Below are 16082 nucleotides of genomic sequence, written 5' to 3'. Positions count from 1 at the left end.
GCCCCTGCGCCCGGCGCCGGAGCCCGTGCGCCCCGCGCCGCCGCCGCTTGCGGCCGAGGCACCGCGCCCGCTCGCCCCCCCGCCGCGCCCGGCCGCCTCGTCGGAGCGCCGCGACTACCAGCCCGCCCAGCCTCGTGGCGACTACGCCGCGCCGCGCCGCGACTTCGGCGGCCCTGGCGCCGGCGCCGGCGCCCCGCGGGGCGACTACGGCGGTCCGCGACGCGATAGCGGCCCCGGCGGTGGTGCCGGCGGCGGCTATGGCGCCCCGCGCCGCGACTATGGGGCGCCCGGCGGCGGCCCCGGTGGTGGTGCGCCGCGTGGCGACTATGGCGGCCCGCGCCGTGACTTCGGTGCCGGCGGCGGTGCGCCTGGCGGTGCCCCGCGCAGCGATTACGGCCCGCGTCGTGATGGTCCTCCCCCGCGGACCGGCGACGGCCCGCGCCCGGGCGGCTACGGCCCGCGTCCGGGCGGCCCCGGCGGTGGTGCCGGCGGCGGCTATGGCGGCCCGCGTCCCGGTGGTCCCGGCGGCGCCGGCCCGATGCGCAGCGGCCGTCCCGGCCCGGTCCCGACCGGCTTCGGCGGCCCGCGCCGCCCCGGCGGCCCTGGCCCCGGCATCGGCGCGCCTCCGTCCTCGGACACGCCGTCCAAGCTGACGCTTCGCCCGCGCACCGGCCGCGAGGAGGATGAGCGCCGCCGCGCGCTCGGCCCCGACGCCAAGAAGGGCGGCGCGCCGGTCCCGCAGAAGAAGAACACGCTGAGCGGCGCGATCAACCGGCGCGAGGGCCGCATCGACATCGGTGCGGCGATCGAGGGCGAGGACGAGAAGGTCCGCTCGATCGCCTCGATGCGCCGCGCCCGCGAACGCGAGCGGCGGCAGCAGGAGCTGGCGCGCCTGCGGGCCGGCCAGGAGCGCGTGGTGCGCGACGTCGTCATCCCCGAGACCATCACGGTCCAGGAGCTGGCGAACCGCATGGCCGCGCGCGGCGGCGAGGTCGTGAAGTCGCTGTTCCGCATGGGCGTCATGGCCACCCTCACGCAGTCCATCGACGCCGACACGGCGGAGCTGGTCGCGCAGGAATTCGGCCATCGTGTGAAGCGCGTGGCCGAGGGCGATGTCGAGATCGGCCTGGAAGGGATCGTGGACGAGGACGAGGAGCTGGTGCCCCGTCCGCCCGTGGTGACCATCATGGGCCATGTCGACCACGGCAAGACGTCGCTGCTCGATGCGCTGCGCAAGGCCGACGTCGCGGCGCACGAGGCCGGCGGCATCACCCAGCACATCGGCGCCTACCAGGTGGCGATGGCGGACGGGAACCGCGTGACCTTCATCGACACGCCGGGCCACGAGGCCTTCACGGCGATGCGCGCCCGCGGCGCGAGCGTGACCGACATGGTCGTGCTGGTGGTCGCGGCCGATGACGGCGTCATGCCCCAGACGATCGAGGCGATCAGCCATGCCAAGGCGGCCGGCGTGCCGCTGATCGTGGCGATCAACAAGATCGACAAGCCCGGCGTGAAGCCCGACCGCGTGCGGCAGGAACTGCTGCAGCACGAGATCGTGGTGGAGAGCCTCGGCGGCGAGACACAGGAGATCGAGGTCTCGGCGACGCAGAAGATCAACCTCGACAAGCTGCTCGAGGCGATCGCGCTGCAGGCCGAGATCCTGGACCTCCGAGCGAATCCCAACCGCGCGGGCGAGGGCACGGTGATCGAGTCCAAGCTCGACCGTGGCCGCGGCCCGGTGGCGACCGTGCTGGTGCAGCGCGGCACGCTGCGCCAGGGCGACATCGTGGTGGCCGGCGCCGAATGGGGCCGGGTGCGCGCGATGCTCGACGACAAGGGCCGCCAGGTGAAGGACGCCGATCCCTCGGCGCCGGTGGAGATCCTCGGCCTCTCGGGCGTGCCGGCGGCCGGCGAGACCTTCGTCGCCGTTGAGGACGAGACGCGGGCCCGCGAGATCAGCGAGTTCCGCCAGCGCAAGAACCGCGAGAAGCAGGTCGCGGCGATCAGCGCAGGCCGCGGCAGCCTGACCGACATGCTCGCCCGGATCCAGGCCGGCGCGCAGAAGGAGGTCGCGGTCGTCGTCAAGGCGGACGTGCAGGGTTCCTCGGAAGCCATCGCCGTCACGCTCGGCAAGATCGGCAACGAGGAGGTGAAGGTCCGCGTGCTGCTCAGCGCAGTGGGCCAGATCACGGAATCCGACGTGCAGCTCGCCAAGGCCTCCGACGCGGTCATCGTCGCGTTCAACGTCCGCGCCACCACCCAGGCGCGGGAGCTGGCGCAGCGCGAGGGCGTGGACATCCGCTACTACTCCATCATCTACCAGGTGGCGGATGACATCGAGACGCTGGTGCGCGGCAAGCTCGCGCCGGTGCAGCGCGAGAAGTTCCTGGGCTACGCGCAGATCCTGCAGGTGTTCGAGGTCAAGCGCCTCGGCAACGTCGCGGGCTGCCGCGTGACGGAAGGCGTGGTGCGCCGCGGTTGTGGCGTCAGGCTTCTGCGCGACGGCGTGGTGATCCACCAGGGCGAGCTCAGCACGCTGCGCCGCTTCAAGGATGACGTGAAGGAAGTGACGGCCGGCTACGAATGCGGCATGGGCTTCGCCAACTACAACGACATCCGCGTGGACGACCAGATCGAGTGCTACGAGACGGAGACGGTGGCCGCGGAGCTGTAATCCGCGCGCGCCCTGGACTGGACTGGCAGGGGGCGCGGCGCAGGCCGCGCCCCTTCGCGTGAGGGAGGCCCCGTGATGGCCCGCAAGCACGACAGCAAGGGCGGCGATCCGCTCGCCCCGTCACAGCGGCAGCTCCGCGTCGCGGAGGAGGTGCGCCATGCCCTCGCCGCGGTCTTCGCGCGCGAGGAATTCCGCGACCCCGACCTCTACGATCTGCACATCACGGTGACGGAGGTCCGCGCCTCGCCGGACCTCAAGCACATGACGGCCTTCGTTAGCGGGCTCGGCAAGGACCTGACGAAGGAGCAGTTCGCGGGGCTGCGCCGCGTCTCGCCTTTCCTGAAGCGGCAGGTCGCGCAGGCCGTGCGGCTGAAATACGCGCCCGACCTGCATTTCCAGCCCGACACGGCGCTGGACTACGCGATGAAGGTGGACGCGGTGCTGAAGCGCCCCGAGGTCCAGCGCGACCTGGCGCCGCGCCCCGCCACGGCCGAGGACGAGTGACCCGATGCAGGTGCTGGACGAGGACCGCGTCCGCGCGCTGCTGCGCTACGAGGACCTGATCCCCGCGATCGAGCGCGCGCTGGTGGATTACTCCGCAGGCCGCGTGCAGGCGCCGCCGCGCCAGATGCTGGAGGTGCAGCCCGCCGGCGGCTTCTTCGCACCGATGACCGCGATCGCGCCCTTCGGCATGGGCGTGAAGCTCGTCAGCTTCTTCCCCCACAACACCGGCGTGCCGACGCATCACGCGCTGATCGCGCTGTTCCGCGCCGAGACCGGCGAGCCGCTGGCGGTGATGGATGGCAGGCTGATCACGGAGATGCGGACGGCCGCGGCCTCGGCGGTGGCGACGAAGGCGCTGGCGCGGCGCGACGCGCGGGTGCTGGCGGTGATGGGCACCGGCGTGCAGGCGCATGCGCATCTCGATGCGATGCCGCATGCCCGTGATTTCCAGGAGGTGCGGGTGTGGGGGCGCGATCCCGCGAAGGCGCGCCACCTGGCCGCGCAGTTCGGCGCGGTGGCGGTGGAAGACGCGGAGGAGGCGGTGCGCGGCGCGGATGTCGTGGTGACCGCGACCTCGGCGACGGAGCCGGTGCTGAAAGGGGCGTGGCTCGGGCCGGCGTCGCATGTGAATGCGGTGGGGTGGCGCGGACCGAAGGGCAGGGAGCTCGACGACGAGGCGATGCTCGGGGCGTTCGTCGTCGCGGATTCGCGGGCGAATGTGATGAACGAGTCGGGCGACGTGCTGATCGCCGGCGCGACGGTGGGCGCGGAGATCGGCGAGATCCTGGCGGGGACGAAAGCCGCGCCGGCGGGCCGCCGGACGGTGTTCGAATCCGTGGGGCTGTCGGTGGAGGACGTGGCCGTGGCGGCGCTGGTAGTGTCGAAGCTGGGGTGACGTGGCGCTGACCCCCACGCGGCCGCTGCGCGGCCACCCTCCCCCGCAAGCGGGAGAGGGATAAAGGGCGCCACCGCTCCCTCTCCCGCTCGCGGGGGAGGGTTGGGCTGGGGGTTTGCGCTACCTTCGCCTACTCCAGCGTCACCCCGACTTCCCTCACCAGCGCCCGATACGTCGCGCGTTCCCGCGCCAGATAACTCGCGAACGCGTCCGGCGGGCTCGCGATGACCTCGGCGCCGAAGTCGCGCAGCAGCCTTTCCTTCACCTCCGGCACCTCCAGCACACCCCGAAAATCCTGCGCGATGCGCGCAACCAGGGCGGGCGGCATCGCCTTCGGGCCGACCAGGCCGAACCAGCCGACGCTGTCGAAGCCGGGATAGCTCTCCGCCACCACGGGGATCTCCTCCATGCCGGGGAAGCGGCGGAGCGACGTCAGCGCCAGCGCCTTCATCTGCCCGCCGCGCACCTGCGGCGCGATCACCGGCGTGCCATCGATCATCAGGTCGGTGCGGCCCATCAGCGCGTCCTGGATCGCGCCGGCGGTGGTGGAATAGGGCACGTTGGTCATGTCGAAGCCGGCCGCGCGCTTCAGCAGCTCGCCCGCGAAGCGCGGGAGGTTGGCACCCGACGTCGTGGCGAAGGTGATGCGGCCGGGGGCCGCCTTCCCTGCCGCGACCAGTTCGGCCAGCGTGGAGACCGGCGAATCCTTCCGCACGCCGAGCATGAAGGGCGTGGCCATGAGCTGCGTGATCGCCACGAAGTCGCGGTCGGTGTCGTAGCCGGGGTTGCGCATCAGCCATTCGTTCAGCAGCAGGATCGAGGCCTGCGCGAAGAGCAGCGTGTGCCCGTCGCCCGGCGCCTGCGCGGTGATCTGCGCGGCCAGGTTGCCGTTCGCGCCGGGCCGGTTGTCGATCACCACGGGCTGTCGCCACAACGTGGAGAGCCGGTCCGCCATCAGCCGTGCCGCGACATCGGGCGCGGAGCCCGGCGGCGCGCCGATCAGCAGCCGGATCGGGCGCGCAGGGAAGTCCTGCGCCAAGGCGAGGCGCGGCAGCGCCAGCGACGCGGCGGCTGTCAGCAGGAACCGGCGTGGGACGGTTGTGCTCATCTTGGTCTCCCCCCTCACCCATCCCTCTCCCGCCCTGTGGGGGGAGAGGGCAAGGAATGGCGGCTCAGGCGCCGCGTATGGTGTCGAGTATCGCCGCGGCGTCGCCCGCGGTATCGCCGCGCCAGGCGACGTGCTGGTCCGGGCGGATCAGCGCCAGGCGCGCGCCATAGAGATCGCGCAGCCGGTCGTCGCGCGGCGTGACGACGCTGAGCGGCACGCCGGACCGCGACGCGGCTGTGGCCAGGCGTCCGGCCTCGTCCGATGCGCCGGTGTCGGTGACCAGCAGCGTGAAATACTGGCCGAAGCGGTCGTAGAGCGAATCGCCGTCCCGCAGCCAGAGATGCGGCGCAACGCAGCCCGGCCGCGCGCTCGGCTCGTATTCCGTCACGCGCTCGGGCGGCGCGGGCGTGCCGTCCGGCACCAGGATCGGCGAGCCGTCGTAGTGGTAGCCGATGACGACGCCCAGCGTGCGGAACTCCCGGATCTTCTGGCTCTGGATGAGCTCCCCGACCTCGCGCCGGACCGCGTCCGCCGCCGGGCCGTCCTGTTCCAGCTCCGGCCGCGCGAAGGCGCCGGAGAGGAGGGAGTGGTTCGCCACCGCCTCCGCCACCACGCGGCGATGCACGGGGCGCCGCTCGGCCTCGTAGCTGTCGAGCAGCCGCGGGCCGCCCCAGCCGCGCAGCACGGCGGCGAGCTTCCAGCCGAGATCGACGCTGTCGCCGAGGCCGAGATTCATCCCGTAGCCGCCATAGGGCGGATGGATGTGGCAGGCGTCGCCGGCGAGGAAGATGCGGCCCTGCGCATAGCGGTTCGCGATCAGGCTGTGCGCGGACCACCGGTCGTCCACGATGATCTCGAAGGGCACCTCGCGCCCGAAGGCGGCGTTGATCCGCTGGCGCAATTCCGCGCCCTCCGGCGGCTCGGTGCCGTTCGGGATGGGGAAGCCGAAGAACCAGGTGTCGTCCACATCCATCGGCCCGCACGTCGCGGGGCAATCGGCATTGGCCAGCCAGTACATGATGGCGCGGCGCGTCGCGAAGATCTCCGACAGCGCGGGCGATCGCAGGACGTAGCCGATGTGCTGCGCGAAGGCGTAGTCGCCTTCCATCCTCGCGCCGATCATCTCGCGCACCTGGCTGCGCGATCCGTCGGCGCCGACGAGATACTGCGCGCGGATGGCGCTGGCCTGGCCGGAGGCGGCGTCCACCACCGTCGCCTCGATGCCGTCGGGCGATTGCGTCACCGCGTCCAGCCGCACGCCCGATCGCAGCGTGACGCTGGGCTGGGCCGCGGCATGCGCCTTCAGCACCGCCTCGACCTTGTATTGCGGGATCCACTGCGCGCCTTCGCTGAAGCGGTCATCGCGGGCGTCGCGCGCGCCGTAGAAGGCGTTGTGGAAGGTGGTGAGGTGATGGCCGAAGAGCCGCGTCTGGAAGGTCACGTCGGTCGGGAAGTCCGGCGGCAGCGGCGCCGACGCGCGCAGTGTCTTCGCGATGCCCCAGCGCCGCATGTGCTCCATGGAACGCACGTTGGTCGTCTTCGCCCGGGGCTGAAGGGCCTTGCGCTCATGCTGCTCGACAAGCGTGGTGCGGATGCCGCGCAGGCCGAGCTCGACGGCCAGCGCCAGGCCGATCGGACCGCCGCCCGCGATCAGGACCTCGGTCTGCATCAGCGCGCCTCGGTGTTCTCGACGAGGTAGGGCGGCGGCATCGGGCCCCAGAGGAAGAAGCCGTCCTCCATCGGGTGCTCCGCGCTTTCCCACTCCATCGCGGCGGGGACGAAGTCGATGTCGCAGGAGAACTCGCACCAGCTGCCCCAGGGATCGCGCATGTAGTGGAAGTAGTTCGACCCCAGCACGTGCCGCCCGAGCCCCCAGCCATCCTGGTAGCCCTTGGCGAACATCGCCATCGCGCCGAGGCCGATGGATTCGATGGACGGCATGTCCCAGGAGAGGTGGTGCAGCCCCGGCGCCTCGGACTTCGCGAAGGCGATCATGTGGTGGTCGCTGCCATGGACGCCGTGCAGGAAGGCGATCATGTCGGCCGACTTGTCGGACAGGCGCAGGCCGATCACGCGCTCGTAGAATTCGATGGCGCGCGGCACGTCGGGGGTGAAGCGCAGGATGTGGCTGAGGCGCCGCGGCTTCTCCTGCACCGCCATGCGGCGATAGGGCGCGTTGCGGATGCCCGGAGGCGTCGCCGGTGCGGCGGGCGCCACGACCTTCTCGTCGGGCGAGGTCTTCGGCCCGACGCGGATCTCGATCAGCAGCCCGTCGGGATCGCGCAGCCAGAGCCCGTTGCTCGCGAAGCCCGGCGGGGCATCCAGCAGCGTCACGCCCTGTGCCTCGATGTGCTGCTTGAAGCGGGGCAGGTCTTCCTCGAAGCAATGAAAGGTGACGTGGTGCATCGCCTTGCGCGGCGCCTCGATCACGCGGCCCCAGCGATAGCCGCCGGCGCTCAGCGCGAGCTGCCCGCCCTCGTTCGCGGTATCCAGGCCGAAGGTTCCGTAGAAATCCTCGGCCTTCTCGACCCCCGGCACGCCGAGCACGAACTCGCCGATGGAATGGACGCCGAGGACGCCGGGCTTGCGCGTCGCGGCGACGTGGCCTGCCTGGGCCGTCATGCTGTTCCTCCTGCTTCTGCTGCCGCGCCGTTCAGGCGAAGCAGGCGTTCGGCATTGCCCGCCATCACAGCGTGGCGCTCTTCCGGGGTGAGGTCGAGGGCGCCGAGCGCGTCGAGCGTCGGCCGGATCGGGCCGAAGGGCGCATCGGTCGCGAAGACGATCCGACTGGCACCGTAGAAGCGCAGGACGGTGGGCAGGCCCGTGCCGCTCCCGAACATGGCGGTGTCCGCCCAGACGTCGCGGAAGTAGTCGAGATGCGGGCGCTTCAGCGCCGGCAGCACGCCGGACAGGTCCTCCTCCGCCGTACGGCTGCCCAGCACCGCCATGCCCGGCCCGACGCGGCCGTCGAAGAAGGGAATCATGCCGCCGCCATGGTGCGTGATGAGATTGAGCCCGGGATGCCGGTCGAGCAGGCCGGTCAGCACCAGGCGGGACACCGCGACCGAGGTCTCGTAGGGCCAGCCGAAGCACCACCACATCTCGTAGCGGCTGCGCGGCTCGTCCGCGTAGTCCGGCATCGCCGAGGACCGCGTGGGATGCAGGAAGACCGGAAGCCCGTGCGCCTCCATCGCGGCGAAGAGCGGCGCGTATTCCGGCCGGTCCAGCGGCTTGCCCGCGACGTTGGTGAAGATCTGCACGCCGCGGGCGCCGAGGTCGCGGATCGCCCGCCCGGCCTCGCGCACCGCGCCCTCGGGCTCGAGCAGCGAGACCGTGGCGACGAAGGCGGGGAAGCGGTCGGGATGGCGGGCGCAGAGCGCGGCGAGGCCGTCATTGCCGGCCCGCGCGAGCTCGGCAGCGGCGTCCGCCGGCAGGATCTCCTCGAGCGGCGGGTTGGGAAGCGAGATGACCTGCCGGTATCCGGGACCGCCCGCATCCATGTCCCGGAACCGCCGGTCGAGATCCACGAGCGCCGCAACGGAGGCGAGCCGCTTGCCGATGTTGATGCGCCCGGACGCGACGCGCCCCAGCACGTCGAGGAAGCCGTCGGGCAGGATATGCGTGTAGATGTCGAGCGCGTTCATTCCGCAGGGATCCTCGCCGTCCGGACCACCGCGGCCCATTTCGCCATGTCGGCGGCGACGAGGTCGCGCAGGCGTTCCGGCGGACCGCCGACCGGCGTCGTGCCGTAGGCGGCCAGCGCGGCTGCCGTCTCCGGCGTGGCCAGCACCTCATTCGCCGCCGCGTTCAGCCGCGCGACCAGCGCGGCGGGCGTGCCGTGCGGCGCGAAGAGCCCGTACCAGCCGCCCATGTCGGTGGCCGGCAGGCCCGCCTCGGCGAGCGTCGGCGTGTCGGGCAGGGTCGGCAGGCGGGCGGGGCTCGCCACGGCGGCGAGGCGCACGCGGCCGCCGCGTGCGAGCTCGGCGGCACCGCCGGCCGACATGAACATCGCCACGACCTCGCCGGCCAGCAGGTCCGTCGTCGCGCCGGCCAGGCCGCGATAGGGGATGTGCGCGACGTCGATGCCGGCCTGCTGCTTCAGCAGCTCCATCGCGAGGTGATGCGGCGTGCCGATCCCCGGTGAGCCGTAGTTCAGCTGGCCGGGACGCGCCCTGGCGCGCGCGATGAACTCTGCCGCCGTCGCGCCGGCAGAGGGATGCAGCATCAGCGCGAAGCCGACGGTGCCGATCTCGATCACGGGCTCGAAGCCGGTGACGGGATCGTAGGGCAGGTTCTGGAACAGGCTCGCATTCATCGCGAGGGTGTTGGTCTGCACCAGCAGCGTCGTGCCGTCCGGCGCCGCGCGGGAGACCGCGGCGCTGCCGATGTTGCCGCTGGCGCCGGCACGGTTGTCCACCACGAAGGGCTGGCCAAGCCGGCGCGACAGGCCCTCGGCCAGCATCCGCCCGACGACATCCGGCGGCGCGCCCGGCGTGTAGGGCACGATCACCGTCACCGGCCGCCCCGTCTGCGCGAGGGCTGGCCGGGCGAGCAGCGCGACGCCAGCGCCAAGGAGCGCCCTGCGCGTGGCGACGCGATCCGCGCCTTTTCCTCCCACGGCCTCCTCCCCTCTTCCGCCTTCTCGGGGCGATGCTACCCCGGCCCCATGCGGGCCGACACCGCCGCATAGCCCGGCCAAATCCACCGGACAAGGAAAAATCTATTTTTTCCCTTTTGATGGATTTTGGTGCCCGGCTCGGTTATGTCGTCCGATCATGCCTCGCGACGCGACGACCGGCGGCAGCCTCACCCAGACGGCCTATGAACGACTGCGCGCCGACGTGCTGGCCTGCCGGCTGCGGCCGGGCGAGCGGGTGCGCATCAACGACCTCTGCGAGCACCTCTCCGTCAGCCTCAGCGCGGTGCGGGAGGCGCTGTCGCGCCTGGCGGCCGAGGGCTTCCTGGTGGCGGAGCCGCAGCGCGGCTTCCGTGTCGCGCCGATCTCGGCGGAGGAGCTGCGCGACCTGACGGCGGTGCGCGTCGAGATCGAGGGCCTGTGCCTGCGCCGCGCCATCGCCGCCGGCGACGTCGCGTGGGAGGAGCAGCTGGTCGCCGCGCATCATCGCCTGTCGCGCACGCCGGAGCGCGAGGAGGGCGACGAGAATCGCGTCGGCGAGGCCTTTGCCACTGCCCACGCCGCCTATCACCGCGCGCTGGTCGCGGGCTGCGACAGCCCCTGGCTGCTGCGGCTGCGCGAGATCCTCTATGCGCAGGGCGAGCGCTACCGCCGCCTGTCCGTGCCCCTCGCGCGGCGGCCGCGCGACCTGAAGCGCGAGCATCGCGAGATCATGGAGGCCGCGCTGGCGCGCGACGCGGATCGCGCCGTGGCGCTGCTGGCGCGGCACATGGAGCTGACAGCGGCGATCCTGCTGGAGGCGGAGGGTGACGGGCCCGGCCTCGCCGTGACGCGATCGCAACCCGGCACCTGACGCGCCGCGCCGCGTTGGCGCGGGATGGATGCCCTGCCCGAAAGACCACCCCGGATAGGCCCCGTGCCGGAGGGGCGCATCGGCTGGGTCTGCAACTGGCTCGTTCCCGGCCTGCCGGAGAAGGAGGCGCGCGCCTTCAACTTTCGCGACACCACCGTCGCCGCGCTGCTCCGGCTCGCCCCCGCGGCGCAGGTCGGGAAGCTGCTCGAGCTCATCCGCCACAACGCCGCCGCCCTCTCGCGCCAGGTCGCGCTGACCGCGGATCTGCCGCCGGGCCAGCGCGCCATGCGCATCGCGAGCCATGCGCTGCCCTGCTTCACCCACCCCGCCATCCGCCCGCTCTATGACGAGCCCGCGCTGCGCGAAGCCGTGGAGGCGCTGCTCCCGCCGGTCGGCGAGACGGCGCGCTCGGGCGATGTCCGCCTCTCCACCCATCCCGCGCAGTTCTGCGTGCTGACCAGCGCGCGGGAGGGGGTGCTGCGGAACTCAGTGGAGGAGGTCGAGTACCACGTCTTCCTCTTCCGCCTGCTCGGCCTGGCCGGCGGCTGGCATCCGCGGGGGACGCACATCAACATCCATGGCGGCGCCCGCGCGCCGCTCGAGGCCTTCCGTGCCGGCTTCGCCCGCCTCTCGGCCGAGGCGCGCGGCCTGCTGACGGTGGAGAACGACGAGGTCTCCTACGGGCTCGACGACCTGCTGCCGCTGTCGGAGATCCTGCCGGTGGTGCTCGACCTGCATCACCACTGGGTCGCGACGGGCGAATATATCGAGCCCGGCGACCCGCGCGTGGCGGTGGTCGCGGCGTCCTGGCGGGGCGTGCGGCCGATGGCGCATGTCAGCGCCCCGCGCGAGGAGCTCAGCCCCTCGCAGGACCTGCCGGACCGCGCTGCGCTGCTGGCCTCCGGTGTCACGGCGCGCGACCTGCGCGCGCATGCGCCGCGGCTCTGGAACGGCCCGCACGCAGCCTGGGCGCGCCGCCACCTCGCCTGGACCGACCTCGAGGTCGAGGCGAAGGACAAGAACCTGGCGAGCGCCGCCTTCGCCCGCGGCTGAAGCCGTGCTACGCGCCCGCCCTTCGTCGGAGCGTATGATGAGCGAGCGTTCAGGGGGCGGCCGCGGCCGGCCAGGCGGGCATGGCGGGCACCGCCGGCAGAACCGCAAGCCGAAGGGCCGGCCGCTGGATGGCTGGCTGATCGTGGACAAGCCCTCCGGCATCGGCTCGACCGACGTCGTCAACAAGGTCAAGCGCCTGTTCGACGCGCAGAAGGCCGGCCATGGCGGGACGCTCGATCCGCTGGCGACGGGGCTGCTGCCGGTCGCCTTCGGCGCGGCCACCAAGACCGTCCCCTATGTCATGGACGGCACCAAGACCTACCGCTTCACCCTGCGCTTCGGGGAGGCGCGGGACACCGACGACGCCGACGGCCAGGTCATCGCGACGGACGCCGCGCGCCCGACCGACGATCAGATCAACGCCGCCCTGCCGGCCTTCCGCGGCGACATCATGCAGGTCCCGCCGATCTATTCCGCCATCAAGGTCGCGGGCGAGCGCGCCTATGACCTGGCGCGGGAGGGCCAGGCCGTGGAGCTCGCTCCCCGCCCGGCGCGCGTGGACCGCTTCGAACTGATCGAGCGGCCGGGTGCCGATACCGCCATCTTCCACGTGGAATCCGGCAAGGGCGTCTACATGCGCAGCCTGGCCCGGGACCTGGCGAAGGCCTGCGGGACGGTCGGGCATATCGCCGCCCTGCGCCGGCTGCGGGTCGGACCCTTCCGGGAGGAGCACGGGATTCCCCTGGACAAGCTGCTCGTTCCGGGCGATACGCCGCCCCCTTCCCCGGACCTCCTGCTTCCGGTGACGACCGCGCTGGCCGACATCCCGGCACTGGCCGTCTCCGCAGCGGAGGCCACCCGCCTCTTCCAGGGCCAGGCGCTGAGCCTGGTGGACCTGATGGGCCGGGTTCCGGACGCCGCCGACCCCAACGGGGGCTTGGTGCGTGCGATGGCGGGGGGGCGCCTGATCGGCCTCTGCCGGCTCGAGGACGGATGGATGCACCCCGAGCGGGTGCTCACCGGCGAGCGGCTGGAGGAGGCCGGGGGCGAACAACCCTGACTGCGAAGGAACACGCGATGTCGACGACGACGGCCGGCGCCGAGAAGCGCGCCGGGATCATCCAGGCCTATGCGACGAAGCCCGGCGACACCGGCAGCCCCGAGGTCCAGGTGGCGCTGCTGTCGGACCGGATCTCCGGCCTGACCGAGCACCTGAAGGCGCATCCGAAGGACTTCCACAGCCGGCGCGGCCTGCTGGTCCTGGTCGGCCAGCGGCGCGGGCTGCTGGACTACCTGAAGAAGAAGGACCAGGCGCGCTACGACAGCCTGATCGGGCGTCTCGGGCTGCGGCGCTAACAGCGTCTTTCCCTCTCCGCTCCCTTGTTCCCCCTCCCCCGCAGTTGCGGCGGAGGGAACGGGTGGGGGCCGAGACACGCAAAAGGCCGGAAGGGGCAGCCCCTTCCGGCCTTTGTCGTAGCGGTGTGCCCCCTCCCGACCTCCCCCGCAACTGCGGGGGAGGGGGAAGAGAAGCGCCGGGCGTAGCGCCCCCTAGATCTTGTCCTTGTCCATCGTGTCGCGGACCGCGTCCTTGGCGCCGCCGACGGTGTTCTGGACCTTGCCCTTCGCCTTGTCGGCCTTGCCTTCGGCCTCAGTCTTGGTGTCGCCGGTGACCTTGCCGACGCCTTCCTTCACGGCACCCTTGATCTGGTTGCCCATGCCCTTCAGACGATCCTCGTCCATTCTCACGCTCCCTTTTTGCCGCGCGGCGCAATCGCCGCGTGCATGGGAAAACGCCGCCTAGGGCCCAGGGTTCGGGTAAGTAGCAGCCTAGGCCGGGACCGAGGCGATCGCCGCCTCCACGGCATCGCCGAAGCGTTCGACGATCGTCTCCACCTGTTCGCGCGTGACGATATAGGGCGGCGCCAGGATGACGTGGTTGCCCTGCCGTCCGTCAACCGTGCCGCCCATGGGGTAGCAGGCGAGGCCGCGCTCATAGGCCTCCTTCTTGACGCGCTCATGAAGTTGCAGGGCGGGGTCGAAGACGGCCTTCGAGGCGCGGTCCGTCACGAGCTCCACCGCCCAGAAGAGACCCCGCCCGCGGATGTCGCCGACATGGCGGTGGTTGCCGAGCCGCTCCGTCAGCCGCTGTTCCAGCAGCGCGCCCATGGCCTTGACGTTGTCGAGCAGCCGCTCCTCCCGGATCACCTGCTGCACCGCCAGCGCGGCGGCCGAGGCGATGGGATGCGCCTGGTAGGTATGGCCGTGCATGAAGCCGCCGGAGCCCTGCGCGATCGCCTCGATCACCTTGCCCGCGATCAGGATGCCGCCGATCGGCTGGTAGCCGCCGCCGAGGCCCTTCGCGACGATCTGGATGTCGGGCGCCACGCCTTCCTGCTCCCACGCATGCATGGTGCCGGTGCGGCCCATGCCGCACATCACCTCGTCCAGGATCAGCAGCGCGCCGTGCCGGTCGCAGATCTCGCGCACCGCCTTGAAGTAGCCGGGCAGGGCGGTGACGCAGCCGAGCGTGGCACCCACCACGGGCTCCGCCATGAAGGCGGCGACGGTGTCGGGGCCGAGGCGCTGGAACTCGGCCTCGAGCTCGGCGGCGAGGCGCGCGACGTAGTCGGCGTCGGACTCCTCGTCGCGCCGGTCGCGCCAGGCGTAGCAGGGCGAGACGTGGTGGAAGGCGTCGGACAGCAGCGGCCTGTAGAGCGCGCGCCGCATCATGTTCCCGCCCGCGGCCAGCGCCCCGAGGGTGTTGCCGTGGTAGCTCTGCCGCCGCGCGATGAAGTTGGTGCGCTGCGCCTCGCCGCGCTCCACGTGATACTGCCGCGCGAGCTTGATCGCGGCCTCCGCCCCCTCGCTGCCGGAGGAGCAGAGATAGAGGTGGGTCAGCCCGCCCGGCTCGCCGTCCAGCACGAGGTCGGCGAGTTGTTCGGCGCTCTCGCAGGAATAGAGCGCGGTGTGGGCGTAGCTCAGGCGATCCATCTGCGCCTGCATCGCCGCGAGCACCCGGGGATGCCCGTGCCCGAGGCACGCAACGGCTGCGCCGCCCGATCCGTCGATGATCGTCTTGCCGTTGGAGTCGTGGATGAAGATGCCCTCACCGCTCAGGGCGAGCGGCGGGTCGCTGCGCAGGTTGCGCTGGAGCAGACGGGATCGCATGGGGGAATGGAACGCCGCGACCGCTTCGCGGTCAATCGGCGCGCGGCAGGCGCCGACGTATCTCGCGCTCAACGCGGCCGATATCGGGCAGGCCGATCAGGCTCTTTCAATAGCCGCTCTCATGGTCGTCCTCGGTCGGCTCGCGATGGCGCATGAGCAGGTCGCCGCGTTCGTCCGGCAAGGCGTGGCAGACGACCTCGACGATGTCGGCGTAGCCGACCCAGCGCAGCGATGGTCCGCGCGGCGCTCTGCCCGCCGGTCGCCAGGAACAGCGTGGCGACGGCGAGCACCGGAACGCCGCCGAGCGTCAGCAGCAGTTGGCTGCGTGCAAGGGCGCGCGGGTCGGTTGGCCGTGCCAACGCACCACTTCATCGTCCTGCAACTCGTGTCGCAGTGCCGCGGGTAGATCGCTCACGCGCCGGTCATGTCAGGATCGCAATGCCCAGGCGAAGGCCTGCTTGAGCCGCGCCGTCGCGTCCTCCTCGAAGATCGTTCCATGTGCGAAGATCACGCGCTCGGGCTGCCACGCGACCAGCCGCTCTATCACCGCGCGGTTCGCCGTGCGATGCCCGCCCCACCGCATCGCCCATCGCAGGTAGAAGGGCGCGCCGCCCTTGCCGGTGCTGCCGGACAGCCGGGCGAAGAAGCGCATCGCGGTCGTCAGCCGCGCGGGCTCCATCGCCTGCACCGTGTCGGTCAGGATCAGCGTGCGCGTGGGGCGGTGCAGGAACGCAACCTCCGCGAAGCCGGGCGCGGTGAGGATTGCGTGGTCGATCTCCCCGGCCCATTCCGGCGGCGGGTCGGGGCCGAGCTCCGCGTCGAAGCGCGGCGCATCATTCCTCTTCGCGAGCCGCGCGACGATGCCCGGCGCGCCCCAGCATCGCGCGCGCGGGACGGCAGCCTGCCACGGCCCGATGCCGAGCCAATGCACGCTGTCCGGCGCGACGAGGTGCCGGATGGGCCCGAGCGCCTCGACCGCGGCGTGCAGGGCGGCGCGATGCTGCGTCGGCGAATGCAGCCAGAGCCCGCCGTCGCGCAGGCGCAGCACCGTCATCCGGATCGGGATCTCCAGCGTGCCGGGCAGCGCGGCGTCGACCACCCAGACGCCGTCCGCCAGCTCCTTCGGCACCTCGAGCGGCGGATAGCCCTCGCTCATCGCCTCATTCCGGCGTGAACCAGAGCGTCATG

At 72.0% G+C, this 16082-nt stretch carries 15 protein-coding genes; 7 read left to right on the top strand and 8 right to left on the bottom strand.

Translation table 11 applies throughout. The features are described 5' to 3' along the window. The first annotated feature begins 538 nt into the window (after positions 1–538). The 3 genes from infB to ACLF3M_RS33490 all read left to right on the top strand — a co-directional run bounded on the left by infB (position 539) and on the right by ACLF3M_RS33490 (position 4076). Positions 539–2677 carry a translation initiation factor IF-2 gene (gene infB / locus ACLF3M_RS33500; protein WP_430661366.1) on the top strand — a complete coding sequence of 713 codons (2139 nt, stop codon included), beginning with the start codon at positions 539–541 and terminating at the stop codon, positions 2675–2677. Between the two features lie 75 nt (positions 2678–2752). Next, positions 2753–3181: a 30S ribosome-binding factor RbfA gene (rbfA, locus tag ACLF3M_RS33495; RefSeq protein WP_430661363.1), complete on the top strand. Its 429-nt coding sequence runs from the start codon at positions 2753–2755 to the stop codon at positions 3179–3181. 4 nt (positions 3182–3185) lie between these two features. Continuing rightward, a complete protein-coding gene (locus ACLF3M_RS33490) occupies positions 3186–4076 on the top strand; it encodes an ornithine cyclodeaminase family protein (protein ID WP_430661362.1) in 891 nt (296 codons plus the stop codon). Between the two features lie 130 nt (positions 4077–4206). Here ACLF3M_RS33490 and ACLF3M_RS33485 read toward each other — a convergent pair whose 3' ends face one another. The 5 genes from ACLF3M_RS33485 to ACLF3M_RS33465 form a co-directional block, all read right to left on the bottom strand. Further along, entirely contained in the window at positions 4207–5184 is a 978-nt protein-coding gene (locus ACLF3M_RS33485) for a Bug family tripartite tricarboxylate transporter substrate binding protein (protein ID WP_430661361.1), read from the bottom strand. Between the two features lie 64 nt (positions 5185–5248). Beyond that, complete coding sequence (locus tag ACLF3M_RS33480; protein ID WP_430661360.1) at positions 5249–6853, bottom strand: FAD-dependent monooxygenase; 1605 nt, start codon at positions 6851–6853, stop codon at positions 5249–5251. Next, positions 6853–7806 carry a VOC family protein gene (locus ACLF3M_RS33475; RefSeq protein ID WP_430661359.1) on the bottom strand — a complete coding sequence of 318 codons (954 nt, stop codon included), beginning with the start codon at positions 7804–7806 and terminating at the stop codon, positions 6853–6855. Before ACLF3M_RS33475 ends, ACLF3M_RS33480 begins: the two co-directional genes overlap by 1 nt. Beyond that, positions 7803–8828, bottom strand: coding sequence for an amidohydrolase family protein (locus ACLF3M_RS33470; RefSeq protein WP_430661358.1), 1026 nt, complete (start codon positions 8826–8828; stop codon positions 7803–7805). The genes ACLF3M_RS33475 and ACLF3M_RS33470 overlap by 4 nt, the downstream gene beginning before the upstream one ends. After that, entirely contained in the window at positions 8825–9802 is a 978-nt protein-coding gene (locus tag ACLF3M_RS33465; protein ID WP_430661357.1) for a tripartite tricarboxylate transporter substrate binding protein, read from the bottom strand. Before ACLF3M_RS33465 ends, ACLF3M_RS33470 begins: the two co-directional genes overlap by 4 nt. Positions 9803–9959: 157 nt before the next feature. On the opposite strand from ACLF3M_RS33465, the gene ACLF3M_RS33460 reads away from it, so the two are divergent. The 4 genes from ACLF3M_RS33460 to rpsO all read left to right on the top strand — a co-directional run bounded on the left by ACLF3M_RS33460 (position 9960) and on the right by rpsO (position 13082). After that, positions 9960–10673 carry a GntR family transcriptional regulator gene (locus ACLF3M_RS33460; protein WP_430661356.1) on the top strand — a complete coding sequence of 238 codons (714 nt, stop codon included), beginning with the start codon at positions 9960–9962 and terminating at the stop codon, positions 10671–10673. Between the two features lie 63 nt (positions 10674–10736). After that, positions 10737–11726, top strand: coding sequence for a hypothetical protein (locus tag ACLF3M_RS33455; protein WP_430661355.1), 990 nt, complete (start codon positions 10737–10739; stop codon positions 11724–11726). Positions 11727–11763: 37 nt separating this feature from the next. Beyond that, on the top strand, positions 11764–12786 hold the full coding sequence (gene truB / locus ACLF3M_RS33450; RefSeq protein ID WP_430661354.1) for a tRNA pseudouridine(55) synthase TruB: 1023 nt from the start codon (positions 11764–11766) through the stop codon (positions 12784–12786). A gap of 17 nt (positions 12787–12803) precedes the next feature. Continuing rightward, positions 12804–13082 carry a 30S ribosomal protein S15 gene (gene rpsO / locus ACLF3M_RS33445; protein ID WP_430661353.1) on the top strand — a complete coding sequence of 93 codons (279 nt, stop codon included), beginning with the start codon at positions 12804–12806 and terminating at the stop codon, positions 13080–13082. Positions 13083–13274: 192 nt separating this feature from the next. Here the strand turns inward: rpsO and ACLF3M_RS33440 are convergent, their stop codons facing one another. The 3 genes from ACLF3M_RS33440 to ACLF3M_RS33430 all read right to left on the bottom strand — a co-directional run bounded on the left by ACLF3M_RS33440 (position 13275) and on the right by ACLF3M_RS33430 (position 16050). Continuing rightward, positions 13275–13466: a CsbD family protein gene (locus ACLF3M_RS33440; protein WP_430661352.1), complete on the bottom strand. Its 192-nt coding sequence runs from the start codon at positions 13464–13466 to the stop codon at positions 13275–13277. 87 nt (positions 13467–13553) lie between these two features. Beyond that, positions 13554–14894: an aspartate aminotransferase family protein gene (locus tag ACLF3M_RS33435; protein ID WP_430661351.1), complete on the bottom strand. Its 1341-nt coding sequence runs from the start codon at positions 14892–14894 to the stop codon at positions 13554–13556. Positions 14895–15321: 427 nt separating this feature from the next. After that, positions 15322–16050 carry a DUF4336 domain-containing protein gene (locus tag ACLF3M_RS33430; protein ID WP_430661350.1) on the bottom strand — a complete coding sequence of 243 codons (729 nt, stop codon included), beginning with the start codon at positions 16048–16050 and terminating at the stop codon, positions 15322–15324. Positions 16051–16082: the final 32 nt, after the last annotated feature.

It is taken from the genome of Falsiroseomonas sp. HW251 (genome assembly GCF_050563545.1).
In the GTDB taxonomy this organism is placed as follows: Bacteria; Pseudomonadota; Alphaproteobacteria; order Acetobacterales; family Acetobacteraceae; genus Falsiroseomonas.
The sequence above is the reverse complement of the archived record's forward strand: the minus strand, read 5'-3'. Positions and strand labels throughout refer to the sequence as shown.

Coding starts and splice junctions, on each gene's coding strand:
- ACLF3M_RS33470 (WP_430661358.1), bottom strand. CDS start 8,828: ATGAACGCGCTCGACATCTACACGCATATCCTGCCCGACGGCTTCCTC.
- infB (WP_430661366.1), top strand. CDS start 539: ATGCGCAGCGGCCGTCCCGGCCCGGTCCCGACCGGCTTCGGCGGCCCG.
- ACLF3M_RS33480 (WP_430661360.1), bottom strand. CDS start 6,853: ATGCAGACCGAGGTCCTGATCGCGGGCGGCGGTCCGATCGGCCTGGCG.
- ACLF3M_RS33460 (WP_430661356.1), top strand. CDS start 9,960: ATGCCTCGCGACGCGACGACCGGCGGCAGCCTCACCCAGACGGCCTAT.
- rbfA (WP_430661363.1), top strand. CDS start 2,753: ATGGCCCGCAAGCACGACAGCAAGGGCGGCGATCCGCTCGCCCCGTCA.
- ACLF3M_RS33485 (WP_430661361.1), bottom strand. CDS start 5,184: ATGAGCACAACCGTCCCACGCCGGTTCCTGCTGACAGCCGCCGCGTCG.
- ACLF3M_RS33440 (WP_430661352.1), bottom strand. CDS start 13,466: ATGGACGAGGATCGTCTGAAGGGCATGGGCAACCAGATCAAGGGTGCC.
- ACLF3M_RS33430 (WP_430661350.1), bottom strand. CDS start 16,050: ATGAGCGAGGGCTATCCGCCGCTCGAGGTGCCGAAGGAGCTGGCGGAC.
- ACLF3M_RS33490 (WP_430661362.1), top strand. CDS start 3,186: ATGCAGGTGCTGGACGAGGACCGCGTCCGCGCGCTGCTGCGCTACGAG.
- ACLF3M_RS33475 (WP_430661359.1), bottom strand. CDS start 7,806: ATGACGGCCCAGGCAGGCCACGTCGCCGCGACGCGCAAGCCCGGCGTC.
- ACLF3M_RS33435 (WP_430661351.1), bottom strand. CDS start 14,894: ATGCGATCCCGTCTGCTCCAGCGCAACCTGCGCAGCGACCCGCCGCTC.
- truB (WP_430661354.1), top strand. CDS start 11,764: ATGAGCGAGCGTTCAGGGGGCGGCCGCGGCCGGCCAGGCGGGCATGGC.
- rpsO (WP_430661353.1), top strand. CDS start 12,804: ATGTCGACGACGACGGCCGGCGCCGAGAAGCGCGCCGGGATCATCCAG.